Below are 14,117 nucleotides of genomic sequence, written 5' to 3'. Positions count from 1 at the left end.
CCGCCGCATAGACCGTCCCAGCGCTCATGATAGCCACCGTCTCCGCGAATGTGCGCAGGTCGTCTGCGATTCTCCCCGCAGCCTCGACCCCCTTCTCCATACCGGTCTCCACCGCCTCGCCCGCCAGATAGCCGGCGCCCGCGCCCAACGCCGCCCCGGCGATCGCCGTCGTCGGCCCGACCGGCGCGCCGACTACACCGCCGACAACACCACCGACGGCCTTTCCTACCCCACCTCCGACGCCGGCCTTGAACGCTCCCATCGCACGCTTACGGCCATCCCTAACCACGGCAGGGCCTCTCCGCCAGCCCGGTGGTCCGAAGCTGGTCGATCGTGTCCTTCCGCGTGCTGGCCACGGCGTCGTCCAGTTCGGGAACACGGCGGTGCTTGAACTTCGCCGTCGCGCTGTTGAGGATCAGGCCCGCGTCCTTCCGTCCCGCACGGACCGTCGCCCCAGATGTCCTGTAGCCGAGATACCCGGCACCGACCAGTGCAGCGAGCCAGGCCGCGGGAACAACCGCAGCTCCCGCGCCTCCCCCCGCTGCGGCCGTTTCCGCAGCGATGCCGGCACCGGCAGGGACCGCCGCAGCGGCCTGAGCCGCGTTCCTCTTGAGCCACTCCCGAACAGCTGCCACATAACCGCCGGCAGCGATGAGATCGGCGATGATCTGGTCGCGGAGCTCATCACGTATAAGCTTCCACAGAAGGGAGTCCTCCAGCTCGACGACCTCACCTGCGGGGTCCTTGAGCTCCACGTTGACCGGCTCAGTGCCAGCGGCTTCCGCCTCGGCGTTGAGGAACTCCTCGATCTCCTTGATCGTCGCCTTCACAAACTCGACCAGGTGCCGGTCAGCCGCTGCCAGCCCTGCTGCCAGCTCGGCGAGCACCCTGTTCACAGGCTTCTCGCCATCCGCGTTGACGTCCGGGTTAGTGGTCGTGGCCAACCGGGAAACAAGTGCCTTGATGGTATCCAGGTTCACCCCGAAGTCGCCCAGAGAAGCCGCCGCGATCCGCCGATCGAACTGCGCATCGAAGATCTCGGTCTCCCCGTGCGCCATCGCCTGCAGCTCCAGGACGAGAGTCGTAAACCTGGCCATCGCGGCGTCCTCGACGCTCGGTCGGAGCTCATCCACAACGAGTCTCCTGTCTTCTGAGCAAGAACGATCCGTAGTAGATCGCTTTCCCACGGTCGGGTAATCCGATGTGGGTGTCAATAAGGCGAGATTTGATCCAGTTCTGTGCGTACGTGCTACTCTGGACAGGTGAGTGTGCTGGGCGCCGCCATCAAGGAAGCACGGGAGGCCCGCGGCCTGAGCCGAGCCGAGTTGGCCAGACAGGCGGGCATCACCCCTCTCTACATGGACAAGATCGAGCAGGGTGCTCGTCGTCCGTCCCCGCCCAAGCTGGCCGCTCTCGCCAAGGTCCTGCAGGTCAGCACGGCCGAGCTGATGACCCGCGCGGCGCTGCTCGACGCCAGCACCGCCCCCACCAGCGACGAACTCATCAGACGTCTACTCAGGGCGGCAGCCACCGGGGCGGGCGCGCAGGCCGCGCTGAAACTTGTCGGAGCTGTAACTCCGATGGCTTCGATCATGGCCGTCGGGATCCCGCGGCGCTCGATCCCGGCTGCGGCCCAGGCGACCGGAACACTGTTCCCAGGCAGCGTCGTGGCAGTCGCCGCCGGCAGCCTGGTCGCGGGATACGTCCAGCACCGGCAGCGGCGCGCCACCACGCAGAACTCCGATGCCCGGGTACCCGCCCCTCAGCCTGAGCTAGCCAACCCACGCCAGGAGTTGCTGGAGCACATTGCCACGCTCACCGACGAGGAGATCCTCCTCCTCGCCCGCGAGGCAGTCACCAGCGACGACACCTGAAGCGCCTCATCCCTCCGTGCCACCGGGCGGCGGGGCCGCGCGGGGTCTGCTGCCGTCAGCGGGCGAGGGATTCGAGGGAGAACCGGGCGTAGTGGGCGAGGAAGGCGAATGAGCAAAATCTCAGCAATCAACCTTGATCAGGTTGCCGATCTGGCGGAAGTGATTGCCGGCACCTCCGCGAAGCCTCCGCGCTCCGTACAGTAGCCGACCAGTCACCTCGCTGCGTGGATGCTGTACGTGCCCCCGGCAGGATTCGAACCTGCGCGCCCGCCTCCGGAGGGCGGTGCTCTATCCCCTGAGCTACGGGGGCCCCGGGTCAACGGGGCCTACGTTACCAGGACGGAACGCCGGATCGGGAATCCGGGTCGCCGTAAGCTTCCGGTGTGTACGCTGCCACCCCCCGAGTCCTCGTCGTCGACGACGACGCGGTGATACGTCAGCTCGTGGTCGTCAACCTTGAGTTGGAGGGCTTTGAGGTCCATACCGCCGTAGACGGCGTGGACTGCCTGGAGATGGTGCGCGAGGTCGCCCCACAGGTGATCACGTTGGACATCATGATGCCGAGGATGAATGGCTGGGACGTGGCCGCCCGGCTGCGGGAGGAACCGGACACCGCCGCCATCAAGATGATTATGCTGACCGCCCGGGCCCAGGAGGCCGACGTCAAGCGTGGGGTGCGGGTCGGGGTGGATTACTACCTGACCAAGCCGTTCGACCCGGACGAACTCATCGGCGTGGTCCAGCGGCTGGCTGCCGGCCAGCCGGTCTGACCCGGCGCCGATAACATCGCCGTCATGACCCCCGCCGATCTCGCTGACGCCATCGTGACGGCCATCGGCCGCGCGGTCGCGGACGGCGACTTGGACGTGACTGTGCCGACCGCCGTCACGGTGGAGCGGCCGAAGACGCCCGAGCACGGGGACTACGCATCCCCGGTCGCGCTCCAGCTTGCTAGGGCCGCTCGTCGTCCGCCGCGCGCCGTCGCGGAGACGTTGGCCCGGCGGCTCGCCACCGACAGCGAGCTCGCCGCCGTGGACGTCGCCGGCCCGGGGTTCCTCAACTTCCGGCTGGCCGACGCCGCCCTCGGGGAGATCGCCCGCACGGTGGTGTCGGCTGGTGACCGGTACGGCCGGGCGGTCAGGCCACGAGGTGTCCGGGTCAATCTGGAGTTCGTCAGCGCGAGCCCGACCGGCCCGGTGACGCTGGCCTCGGCGCGCTGGGCGGCCGTCGGGGACGCCCTGGGGCGCATCCGGCCCGCGGCCGGGTTCGAGGTGGGCACGGAGTACTACTACGACCGCCGGGCGTCCGAGCAGGCCCTGCACGACCTGGCCGACACGGTCGGGGCCGACGCGGCGCGGTACTGGCTGGTCCGCTCTTCGCCGGATTCGGCGCTCGAGCTGGATCCGGACCTGATGGCCCGCCAGACCAGTGACAACCCGGTCTTCTACGTGCAGTATGCCCACGCGCGGATCAGTTCGCTGCTGCGCAACGCCGAGTCCCTGGGCCTCACGGCCGCGACCGAGCCGGTCGACGTCGCCCTGCTGACCCAGCCACGGGAGGGTGAGCTGCTGCGCGCGCTCGGCGAGTTCCCCCGAGTGATCGAGTCCGCCGCGAGGCTGCGCGGCCCCCATCGGCTCGCCCGCTATCTCGAGGAACTTGCCGGGGTCTACTACCGGTTCTACGACTCCTGCCGGGTGCTTCCGCAGGGCGACGCCGAGCCCGGTCCGGCCACCGGTGCGCGGCTGCTGCTCGTGGCGGCAACCCGGGTGGTGCTCGCGAACGGCCTGGGACTGCTCGGGGTCAGCGCCCCCGAGCGGATGTGACGAGCGGTCGGTCCGACCGTCCGGGCGTCCGGGCGGGTTCGGGAACGAGCCGGTCGGAATCGGAAAGCGTGAAACAGGCGGCATGAGGCAGGCAGAGGCGAGATGAGCGAGATCGACAGCCCAGCGGTGGTGCCGTTGGAGGAGAAGCCGTTGGAGGAGAATCTGTGGCCGGCCACGGCCCGGCTGGACGCCGACGGCGTGCTGCGGATCGGTGGGATCCGGGTCGACGAGCTGGCTGCCGAGTTCGGCACGCCGGCCTTCGTTCTCGACGAGGCCGACTTCCGGGCCCGGTGCGCGGCTTGGCGGCGGGCGTTCGCCGAGTGTGATGTCTACTATGCAGGCAAGGCCTTTTTGTGCCGCACGGTCGCTCGCTGGGTGGATGAGGGGGGCCTGAATCTCGACGTCTGTACGGGCGGGGAGCTCGCAGTGGCCCGCTCGGTCGGCTTCCCGGCGGATCGACTGCTCTTCCACGGCAACAACAAGTCCGTCGCGGAACTGCGGGCGGCCGTCGGCTATGGCGTCGGGCGGATCGTCATCGACTCCTTCGCCGAGATCACCCGCCTGGCAGCCGTCGCCGCCGAGGCGGGCGGGCGCCAGCGCGTGCTGATCCGCGTCACCCCGGGCGTGGAGGCGCACACACATCACTACGTCTCCACTGGGCAGGAGGACCAGAAGTTCGGGTTCTCGCTGGCCGGCGGGTCGGCGGCCGAGGCGGTGGAACGCGTGCTCGCGGCCGCTGGCTCCCTCGAACTCGTCGGCCTGCACGCGCACATCGGCTCGCAGATCTTCGACACGGCCGGGTTCGGCCTGGCCGCGCACCGCCTGGTGGGCCTGCTCGCGCGCATCCGCGACACCCACGGCCTCGAACTGCCCGAGCTCAACCTCGGCGGTGGCCTCGGTATCGCCTACACCGGCGAGGACGCCCCGCTGGAGGTCACTGACGTCGCCGAGCGGCTGACCGCCGTGGTCGGCAAGGAGTGCGCCGCCGCGGGCCTGACCGTCCCGCGCCTCGCGGTGGAACCGGGACGGGCCATCGTCGGATCGACGACGGTGACCCTCTACGAGGTCGGCACCGTCAAGGAGCTGCCCGGGCTGCGCACCTTCGTCAGCGTGGACGGCGGCATGAGCGACAACATCCGCACGGCGCTCTACGACGCCCGCTACACCGCCCGGCTAGTCTCCCGGACCGGCTTGGCCACGACACACGTCGTCACGATCGTCGGCCGGCACTGCGAGTCCGGGGACGTCGTCGCCCACGACGTGCCGCTGCCCAACGACGTCCGGCCCGGTGACCTGCTGGCCATTCCCGCCAGCGGCGCCTACCACCGGTCGATGGCCAGCAACTACAACCATGTGGCGCGTCCACCGGTGATCGCCGTGCGTGACGGCGCGGCCCGGATCATCGTCCGGCGGGAGACTGAGGACGACCTGCTGCGCCTGGACGCCGGTCCGGGCCTGACTGTCGAGCCGGGCACCGGCCCGGCCTCCCCGGAGGTGGCGCGGTGAGGATTGCGTTGCTCGGCTGTGGGGTTGTCGGCAGCGAGATCGTCCGGCTGTTGCAGGCCAACGCCGCCGATCTCGCCGCCCGGGTCGGGGCTCCCTTGGAACTCGCCGGGATCGCGGTGCGCAGGCCGGGCCGCACCCGCGCTCTCGACGTGGATCCGGCGCTGTTCACCGGGGATGCGGCGGGCCTCGTCGCCCGGGACGACGTCGACATCGTGATCGAGCTCGTCGGCGGCATCGAGCCGGCCCGCTCCTGGCTGCTGTCCGCCCTGCGGGGGGGTAAGTCGGTGGTCACCGCGAACAAGGCCCTGTTGGCCTCGGACGGCGCGACGCTGCACGACGCGGCCGCCGCGGCCGGCACCGATCTCTACTACGAGGCCGCCGTGGCCGGGGCCATCCCGCTGATCCGCCCGCTGCGCGAGAGCCTGGCCGGGGATCGCGTGCACCGGGTGCTCGGCATCGTCAACGGGACGACCAACTTCGTGCTGACCCGGATGGACGAGACCGGCGCGTCGTTCACCGAGGCACTCGCCGAGGCCGGTGCGCTCGGATATGCTGAGGCCGATCCCTCCGCCGACATCGATGGGTTTGACGCGGCCGCGAAGGCGGCCATCATGGCCCAGCTGGCCTTCCACTCCCGGGTAACGATCGACGACGTCTACCGGGTCGGCATCGGTGAGGTCACCACCGCCGACATCGCCAGCGCCCGGGAGCTCGGTTGTACCGTGAAGGCGCTCGCGGTGGCGGAACGCTCGGCCGAGACCGAGGGGATCAGCGTGCGGGTCCACCCGGCGATGATCCCGCGTACCCACCCGCTGGCCGGGGTGCGGGAGGCCTTCAACGCGGTGTTCGTCGAGTCCGAGGCTGCGGGCCAGCTGATGTTCTACGGCCAGGGTGCCGGCGGAGCGCCGACCGCCTCGGCGGTGCTCGGGGATGTGGTCGCGGTCGCGCGCAACCGTATCGCCGGCCGTCGCGGCCCTGGTGAATCGTCCTACGCCGCGCTGCCTGTGCTGCCGATGGGCCGTACCGTGACGAGGTATCACGTGAATCTCGACGTCACCGACAAGACCGGCGTACTCGCGACGGTCGCTGGGGCGTTCGCGCGTCACGATGTGTCCATCAGGAGCGTTCGTCAGGACGGCCGCGGCGACGACGCGAGCCTCGTCCTGGTGACGCATGCCGCCCCGGACGCGGCACTGTCCGCCACCGTCGAGGAGCTCCGCGGTCTCGCAGGTGTCCGGGCGGTGTCCGGCGTGATACGGGTTGAGGGAGGTGAGCCGTGACCACGACGTCATCTACACCGCTCGCGGACGAGCTGGCCGTGCCGGTGCTGTCCGCGGCGCCCGAGCGGCCGCACCGGCCGTGGCGGGGAATCATCGAGGAGTACCGGGACCGTCTGCCGATCGCGCACGACACACCCGTCATCACGTTGCGTGAGGGCGGGACGCCCCTGCTGCCCGCGGCACATCTCTCCGACCTCACCGAATGTGAGGTTCATCTCAAAATCGAAGGGGCGAATCCGACTGGGTCCTTCAAGGACCGCGGGATGACGGTGGCCATCAGCCGGGCTGTCGGCGCCGGTTCCCAGGCCGTCATCTGCGCGTCCACCGGCAACACCTCGGCGTCGGCCGCCGCCTACGCGGCCCGCGCCGGCATCACCTGCGCGGTGCTGGTGCCCAGCGGGAAGATTGCCCTGGGCAAGCTCGCCCAGGCGCTTGTCCACGGGGCCCGGCTGCTGCAGCTCGATGGCTCCTTCGACGACTGCCTGCGGGTGGCGCGCGAACTTGCCGACACCTCGCCGGTCACCCTGGTCAACTCGGTGAACCCCTTCCGTCTCGAGGGGCAGAAGACGGCGTCCTTCGAGATCGTGGAGGCGCTCGGCCGGGCCCCGGACGTCCACTGCCTGCCGGTCGGTAACGCCGGCAACATCACCGCTTACTGGCGGGGCTACCTCGAGGAGAACAACCGGATCGCCAGCGGCCGCCCGCGGATGTGCGGTTTCCAGGCAGCGGGTGCCGCGCCCATCGTGCGGGGCGAGGTGGTGACCTCGCCACAGACGATCGCCACGGCGATCCGCATCGGCAACCCGGCCTCGTGGGGTCTCGCCGTCGAGGCGCGGGAGGCCTCCGGTGGTCTGATCGACGCCGTGAACGACCGGGAGATCCTCGCCGCCTACCGCCTGCTGGCCCGCAGGGAGGGTGTCTTCGTGGAGCCTTCCAGCGCCGCGAGCGTCGCAGGCCTGCTGAAGGCGCGGGCGGCCGGCCGGATCGAACCCGGCGAGCAGGTCGTGTGCACCGTCACGGGCAACGGGCTCAAGGACCCTGACTGGGCGATCAGCGGCGCGGCCCGGCCGGAAACGATCCGCCCGACCGTCGCGGGCGCCGCCGAGGCGCTGGGGCTGCGGCGCTCGTGACCACTCGGTTCTCCCCGTGTCCAGGCGGGACGGCAGCCTTCGCCGAGCGGGCCGGTCGGTCCGGGCCGGTCACCGCCGCCGACGGCGTGTCGCGGCGGGTCCGGGTCCGGGTGCCGGCGACCAGCGCGAATCTCGGCCCTGGCTTCGACGCGTTCGGCTTGGCATTAGGCCTGTATGACGAAGTCGATGTCGAGACGACCCGATCCGGCCTCACCGTCGACGTCGTCGGCACGGACGTCGTCGCCCGGGACGAGACGCACCTCGTGGTCCGGGCGATCCGGGCGACCTTCGACACCCTCGGCCGGGCGCAGCCCGGTCTCGCGTTGCACTGCGTCAACCGGATCCCGCACGGCCGCGGGCTGGGATCCTCGGCCGCGGCGATCGTCGCCGGGGTCGTCGCCGCCGCCGCGCTCGCGCAGCCGGACCTCGGGCCCGCCTTCGACGCCGATGCCGTTTTCGACGCCGGCGCGGACTCCGTGTCCGATGACGCGCCCGAGCCGGGCCCGGCGTCCGGCGCGGCGTCCGGAGCCGGCTTCTTCGGGCCTGCGGGCATGCTGCGGCTCGCCAGCGCCATCGAGGGGCACCCGGACAACGTCGCCGCGGCGCTGAGCGGGGGCTTCACCGTTGCGTGGCCGGACGGCGACGGTGCCCGGTCCCTGCGCGTCGATCCCTTCGCCGAGCTGAGACCCGTGATCTTCATCCCCGCGATACGACAGTCGACCGAGCAGTCGCGCGGGGCGCTGCCGAGCAGCGTTCCATTCGCCAACGCTGCCCGCAACCTCGGTCGGGCCGCGCTGCTGGCGTTGACGATGTCGGCAGCCGAGCCGGCAGCCGGGCAGCCGTCCCGACGTGCCGAGGCACTCCTGCGTGCCACCGAGGATCTGGTGCATCAGCCCTACCGGTTCCCCGGCGTCCCGGCGTCGGCAGACCTCGTCGGTCGGCTGCGCGGCAGGGGGATCGCGGCGGCCCTGTCCGGTTCGGGGCCATCCGTCATCGCCCTCGCCGTCGGCGGTGAACAGGCCGCGGCGGCGGTGGATGTGGCGGGTGCCGGGTTCTCCGTCGTCCCGCTGCCGGTGGATAGACGCGGTGCACGCGTCATCCGATGTCGATCCGCGGCGCCATGACCCGGTTGCCCGCGGTGGGATCCGCTGCGACGGCTGGCGCTGTGAGCTCCCGATTCGCGGTTGTGTGTCACATCGGGAAGTCCTGACGTCTCAAGGTTGTTGCCGAGGTGTCTGCCGCTGGATAGTCTGGTGACTGCACCCGCTGCCACCGCGGCGCGTGCTCGCTCCCGCCGTGCCGCTCTGGTCTCGCCAGATGGAACATGGTTCGGGGCTCCGGTGTATAAGCCTTCGTCGTCGTTGCCTCGGCTCCACACCGGCACTCCCCAGGCGGGATCGGCGAGTTCGCTCGCGGCAGTCGGCCGCTGGCGCCGTACACGGGCGCGATGCTCGCCCATCCGGTGCTGTATACCCCTTCATCCGGCATGTGTGCAGGCGAAGAAGGTCCACAAGCAACGCCCGGCTCACCAGGAGCCAGTTCCTTCAGGGAAGGAAAACCTTGAGCGACACCACCAACGTGCTGCCGCAGAGCGCACGTGAGTCTGCGCCGCCCGTGACGCCTGCATCGCCCCGGGAGAGCGACTTGGCGGCGGGCATCTCGTCCGTAGACGCCATCTCGGCTGAGCCCACCGGGAACGCTGAGCCCACCGGGAACGGTGACTCGCGCGCAGGCCGTACCACCCGGACCGCTCTCCCCGCACCTTCTCCGGCCGGAGAAGGTGCGGCCGTGACCCGACGCCGCCGGCAGGGCACCGGTCTGTCCGCGATGCTGCTCCCCGAACTGCAGGCCAAGGCCTCGTCCCTGGGGATCCAGGGCGTGGGCCGGTTGCGCAAAGGCCAGCTCATCGCCGCGATCCAGAACCTGCAGAACAACGAGTCCGCGGCCGCGCCCGCCCCAGGGACTTCTTCGGCCCCCGCGGCCTCCTCGGCCTTTGCGCCGCTTCCGGCGGAATCGGGGCCGGCCTCGTCCGCCGGACCGGTCCCGGCTGCGAGCGAGATATCTCCCGCGCCGCGGGTGTCCCGGCAGGCTGCCGGCCCGGACGGCACCGCTACCCGCACCCGTTCCCGTCGTGGGGCCTCTCGGGCGGCGGCGAGCCCCGCCGTCGAGCAGCCGACCCTGCCCGAAACGGCGGCCGGGGACACGGTCGTGGAGACCCGGGCCGGATCGGCTACGGATGCCCGGGCCGGATCGGCCGCCTCCGCCGTGGCTTCCGCCCAGCCGACCGTGTCCGCCCAGCCGACCGGGGCGCCCGCGTCGGCTCCGCCGGCCGCCGCGTCCCACCGTCAGACCGATGCCGGTCCCCGGAGCCGGGAGGACCGTCGGGATCGTTCCGCCGACAACGGCCGGGTGAGCGCGAGCGACCGTCAGGGCGGTGAGGCCGGTGGCGAGCGTGTCACGGCGGACCGCCAAGGCGCGGACCGCCGCTCCGGTACGGACCGTCAGGCCGCTGATCGTCCCAGCCGCGTGGACCGCACCCAGCAGAGTGACCGATCCGGGGCAGAGCGTTCCGGCGGCGACCGGCCCGGGCAGGGGGGGCAAGGGGGACAAGGCGAGGACGACTTCGCCGCTCGTGGCCGGCGGGGCCGCTTCCGGGAACGCGGTCGTAACCGCGGTCGCGGTGGGCAGGCTGGCCCGAGCGAGAACGAGCCGGTCCTGCGCGAGGACGACGTCCTGGTCCCCGTCGCCGGCATTCTCGACGTTCTGGACAACTACGCCTTCGTGCGGACCAGCGGGTACCTGACCGGCCCGACCGACGTCTACGTCAGCCTCGCCCAGGTGCGTCGCAATGGGCTGCGCCGCGGTGACGCCATCACCGGTGTCGTCCGCGCCCCGCAGGAGGGCGAGCAGCGCCGGGACAAGTACAACGCGCTGGTCCGGCTCGACACCATCAACGGGATGGAGCCCGAGGAGGCGCGCGGCCGGCCGGAGTTCACCAAGCTGACTCCGCTCTACCCCCAGGAGCGGCTGCGCCTGGAGACCGAGCCCCACATGCTGACCACGCGGGTCATCGACCTCGTGATGCCGATCGGCAAGGGGCAGCGGGCCCTGATCGTCAGCCCGCCCAAGGCGGGTAAGACGATGGTGCTGCAGTCCATCGCGAACGCGATCACGACGAACAACCCGGAAGTCCACCTCATGGTCGTGCTCATCGATGAGCGGCCGGAGGAGGTCACCGACATGCAGCGGTCGGTCAAGGGCGAGGTCATCGCGTCCACCTTCGACCGTCCACCGGCCGATCACACCAATGTTGCCGAGCTGTCCATCGAGCGGGCCAAGCGCCTGGTCGAGCTGGGCCACGACGTCGTCGTGCTGCTCGACTCGATCACCCGATTGGGCCGTGCCTACAACCTGGCTGCCCCGGCCTCCGGTCGTATCCTGTCCGGTGGTGTCGACTCGACGGCGCTCTACCCGCCGAAGCGGTTCCTCGGCGCGGCCCGCAACATCGAGAACGGCGGGTCTCTGACGATCATTGCGACGGCGCTGGTGGAGACCGGTTCGACGATGGACACTGTGATCTTCGAGGAGTTCAAGGGAACCGGCAACGCCGAGCTCAAACTTGATCGCAAGATCGCCGATAAGCGGATCTTCCCCGCGGTGGATGTTGACGCCTCCGGTACCCGCAAGGAGGAGATCCTGCTTGCCCCGGACGAGCTCGCGATCATGCACAAGCTGCGTCGCGTGCTCCACACCAGGGAGACTCAGCAGGCCCTCGAGCTCCTGCTCGACCGGCTCAAGCAGACCAGGACGAACTACGAGTTCCTGATGCAGATCGCCAAGACCGCACCGCCTCAGGATTAGCCTTCCCCCACACGGCGTCTTCGGCGCAGTGTGGGGACCCCTGGCATCGGCTGGCGGTCGGTGCACCCGGCCTCTGGCAGACTGGCAGCAGACCGGCTCCGGTTCACGTCGTCCACGCGAGACGACGACCCGGCGGCCACTTCGAAAGAGGGATCATGAAGTCTGACGTCCACCCGACCTACCACGAGACGACGGTCACCTGTACCTGCGGGAACACCTTCACCACCCGCAGCACCAAGGAGAACGGCGTCGTCAACGCCGAGGTCTGCTCGCAGTGCCACCCGTTCTACACCGGCAAGCAGAAGATCCTCGACGTCGGCGGCCGGGTCGAGAAGTTCGAGCGCCGGTTCGGTCGGCGGCGCCCCGGCGAGAAGGTCGGCGGCGCGAAGTAGCTTGGCCGCGGCGCCCGTTCGGACTCCGGACGGGCGCCGTTTGCGTCTGGGACGGGTGGTACCCGTCCCACCGACCCTCTCCCGGAACCGTGACGTGTTCCAGGACCATGACGTGCGAAGGAACCACGATGACGTCCCCGCTCGACGGCCTGATCGCCGAGCACGCCGAGATCGAGGGGCAGCTCGCCGACCCGGCGGTGCACAACGACCCCGCGAAGGCGCGCGCCCTGAGCCGTCGCTACGCGCAGCTCGCCCCGGTCGTGGATCTTGCGCGCGAGCTCGACCGGGTGGAGGGGGACCTCGCTGCCGCCCGCGAGCTCGCGGCGCTGGACCCGTCGTTCCGGGACGAGGTCCATGATCTCGGCGGGGAGCTGGCCCGGCTCAACGACCGACTGCGGGCCTACCTCGTCCCGATTGACCCGGACGACGCCCGGGACGCCATCCTCGAGGTCAAGGCCGGCGCCGGTGGCGAAGAATCGGCGCTGTTCGCCGGAGACCTGCTCCGGATGTACCTGCGCTATGCCGAACGGCGCGGCTGGAAAACCGAGATCCTCGACGCCAACCCCTCCGACCTCGGCGGTTATCGTGATGTCAGCGTGGCGGTGAAGGCCCGGGGACCCGCGGGCCCCGGGGACGGCGTCTACGGCCGGCTGCGCTTCGAGGGCGGGGTGCACCGCGTCCAGCGGGTGCCCGTCACCGAGTCCGCCGGACGTATCCACACCTCGGCGGCCGGGGTCCTGGTGCTTCCGGAGGCCGAGGAGGTTGATGTCGAGATCGACCCGAACGACCTGCGCATCGACGTGTTCCGCTCGTCCGGCCCCGGTGGGCAGAGCGTCAACACCACGGACTCCGCGGTCCGGATCACCCATATCCCGACCGGTGTGGTCGTCTCCTGCCAGAACGAGAAGAGCCAGCTACAGAACAAGGAGTCCGCGCTGCGGATCCTGCGGGCCCGCCTGCTCGGGGCGGCCCGGGAGAAGGCCGAGTCGGAGGCGTCGCTGGCGCGTGCCAGCCAGGTCCGCACGGTGGACCGGTCGGAGCGGGTCCGGACCTACAACTTCGCCGAGAACCGGATCAGCGACCATCGGGTCGGCTATAAGGCACACAACCTCGACCAGGTGCTCGACGGGGAGCTCGACGAGGTCCTCGACGCGCTGGCCGCCGCGGACCTCGACGCGCGGCTGGCGGCTCAGGCGTCATGACCGGTCCGTCGGCCGTGCAGGGGCGCTCTCGGGGCACGGAGCAGCCGGGCCGGGGCGCGTCCCCGCATTCGGGCTCCGCGGATCCCCTGAGCCCGGTGCGCCACGCGGCCGACCTGACACCGCTGGGCGCGTGGTTGGCGGCGGCGACCGACCGGTTGCGTGCGGCCGGGGTGGCGAGCCCCCGTGCCGACGCCGAGCAGCTCGCCGCCTTCGTGCTCGCGGTGCCCCGCGGCCGGCTGGCACTGCTCGACGACGTCACGGCGGCAGCGGCGCGGCGGCTGGACGAGCTCGTGGCCAGGCGTGCGCAACGGGTGCCGCTGCAGCACCTGACCGGTGTCGCCGGCTTCCGCCACCTCGAGCTCACCGTCGGCCCCGGGGTCTTCATCCCGAGGCCCGAGACGGAGTCTGTCGTCGAATGGGCGCTCACCGAGCTCACCGGGCCTGCCGGGCTCACCGGGGCCCGGCAGCCGGGACCGTTGTGCGTCGATCTGTGCGCGGGCTCGGGGGCGATCGCGCTGTCCCTGGCGGCGGAGCTGCCCGGCGCGAGGGTGCACGCCGTGGAGGTCGACCCGGCGGCGGTGGTCTGGCTGCGACGCAACATTGCCGACACCGGTCTTCCCGTGACGGCGCACGCAGCCGACATCGCCGCGGCGCTGCCCGAGCCGTTCACCCGGCTCGCCGGGACGGTCGACCTGATCATCAGCAATCCGCCGTACCTCCCCGACTCCGACCGCCACACGGTGGAGCCCGAGGTGGGCGAGCATGATCCGGCCCGCGCCCTGTGGGGAGGGCCCGACGGGCTCGACGTGGTGCGCACGGTTGTCGGGGTGGCGGCGCGGCTCCTGCGGCCAGGCGGTCTACTCGTCATCGAACACGCCGACGGCCACGGGGTGTCGGCGCCCGAGCTGCTTCGCGCCGATGGCCGCTGGTCGCACGTGGCGGATCATCGGGACTTGGCCGGCCGGGACCGGTTCGTCACCGGCCAGCGCGGGGCGTCCCGCGAGCCCCGATCCTGAGGACGAACCCTGATCCTTGAGAAAGAGGACGGG

Annotated in this window: 13 protein-coding genes and 1 tRNA gene; 11 read left to right on the top strand and 3 right to left on the bottom strand. The window is 70.9% G+C overall.

Annotated features, from left to right (window positions below):
• Both AC08OJ_RS05580 and AC08OJ_RS05575 read right to left on the bottom strand, forming a co-directional pair.
• The coding region (locus AC08OJ_RS05580) for a hypothetical protein (RefSeq protein ID WP_476595210.1) at positions 1–262 on the bottom strand (262 nt) is incomplete at its 3' end.
• A gap of 19 nt (positions 263–281) precedes the next feature.
• Entirely contained in the window at positions 282–1,187 is a 906-nt protein-coding gene (locus AC08OJ_RS05575; RefSeq protein WP_476591829.1) for a hypothetical protein, read from the bottom strand.
• 75 nt (positions 1,188–1,262) lie between these two features.
• Here AC08OJ_RS05575 and AC08OJ_RS05570 point away from each other — a divergent pair, with 75 nt between their 5' ends.
• Positions 1,263–1,874, top strand: a complete 612-nt coding sequence (locus tag AC08OJ_RS05570) for a helix-turn-helix domain-containing protein (protein WP_476595209.1) — start codon at positions 1,263–1,265, stop codon at positions 1,872–1,874.
• 238 nt (positions 1,875–2,112) lie between these two features.
• Here AC08OJ_RS05570 and AC08OJ_RS05565 read toward each other — a convergent pair.
• A tRNA-Arg gene (locus AC08OJ_RS05565) sits at positions 2,113–2,184 on the bottom strand.
• A gap of 73 nt (positions 2,185–2,257) precedes the next feature.
• Here AC08OJ_RS05565 and AC08OJ_RS05560 point away from each other — a divergent pair.
• From AC08OJ_RS05560 to prmC, 10 genes are all read left to right on the top strand, one after another.
• Entirely contained in the window at positions 2,258–2,644 is a 387-nt protein-coding gene (locus AC08OJ_RS05560) for a response regulator transcription factor (RefSeq protein WP_476591830.1), read from the top strand.
• Between the two features lie 24 nt (positions 2,645–2,668).
• A complete protein-coding gene (locus tag AC08OJ_RS05555; RefSeq protein WP_476595208.1) occupies positions 2,669–3,697 on the top strand; it encodes a DALR anticodon-binding domain-containing protein in 1,029 nt (342 codons plus the stop codon).
• Positions 3,698–3,799: 102 nt separating this feature from the next.
• On the top strand, positions 3,800–5,203 hold the full coding sequence (lysA, locus tag AC08OJ_RS05550) for a diaminopimelate decarboxylase (protein WP_476591832.1): 1,404 nt from the start codon (positions 3,800–3,802) through the stop codon (positions 5,201–5,203).
• Positions 5,200–6,483, top strand: a complete 1,284-nt coding sequence (locus AC08OJ_RS05545; protein WP_476591833.1) for a homoserine dehydrogenase — start codon at positions 5,200–5,202, stop codon at positions 6,481–6,483. The genes lysA and AC08OJ_RS05545 overlap by 4 nt, the downstream gene beginning before the upstream one ends.
• Positions 6,480–7,613, top strand: a complete 1,134-nt coding sequence (gene thrC / locus AC08OJ_RS05540) for a threonine synthase (RefSeq protein ID WP_476591834.1) — start codon at positions 6,480–6,482, stop codon at positions 7,611–7,613. The genes AC08OJ_RS05545 and thrC overlap by 4 nt, the downstream gene beginning before the upstream one ends.
• The gene (locus tag AC08OJ_RS05535; RefSeq protein ID WP_476591835.1) at positions 7,610–8,737 is read left to right on the top strand and encodes a homoserine kinase; all 1,128 of its coding nucleotides are present in this window, start codon (positions 7,610–7,612) and stop codon (positions 8,735–8,737) included. The genes thrC and AC08OJ_RS05535 overlap by 4 nt, the downstream gene beginning before the upstream one ends.
• Before the next feature lie 436 nt (positions 8,738–9,173).
• The gene (gene rho, locus AC08OJ_RS05530; RefSeq protein ID WP_476595207.1) at positions 9,174–11,474 is read left to right on the top strand and encodes a transcription termination factor Rho; all 2,301 of its coding nucleotides are present in this window, start codon (positions 9,174–9,176) and stop codon (positions 11,472–11,474) included.
• Between the two features lie 155 nt (positions 11,475–11,629).
• Positions 11,630–11,866, top strand: coding sequence for a 50S ribosomal protein L31 (gene rpmE / locus AC08OJ_RS05525; protein ID WP_476591837.1), 237 nt, complete (start codon positions 11,630–11,632; stop codon positions 11,864–11,866).
• A gap of 128 nt (positions 11,867–11,994) precedes the next feature.
• On the top strand, positions 11,995–13,068 hold the full coding sequence (gene prfA, locus AC08OJ_RS05520; RefSeq protein ID WP_462186542.1) for a peptide chain release factor 1: 1,074 nt from the start codon (positions 11,995–11,997) through the stop codon (positions 13,066–13,068).
• Positions 13,065–14,084: a peptide chain release factor N(5)-glutamine methyltransferase gene (prmC, locus tag AC08OJ_RS05515; RefSeq protein ID WP_476595206.1), complete on the top strand. Its 1,020-nt coding sequence runs from the start codon at positions 13,065–13,067 to the stop codon at positions 14,082–14,084. Before prfA ends, prmC begins: the two co-directional genes overlap by 4 nt.
• The last annotated feature ends 33 nt before the right edge of the window (positions 14,085–14,117 follow it).

Source organism: Frankia sp. CgKIO3 (genome assembly GCF_977946435.1).
Note: the sequence above shows the minus strand (reverse complement) of the source record. Positions and strands in the feature narration are given on the sequence as shown.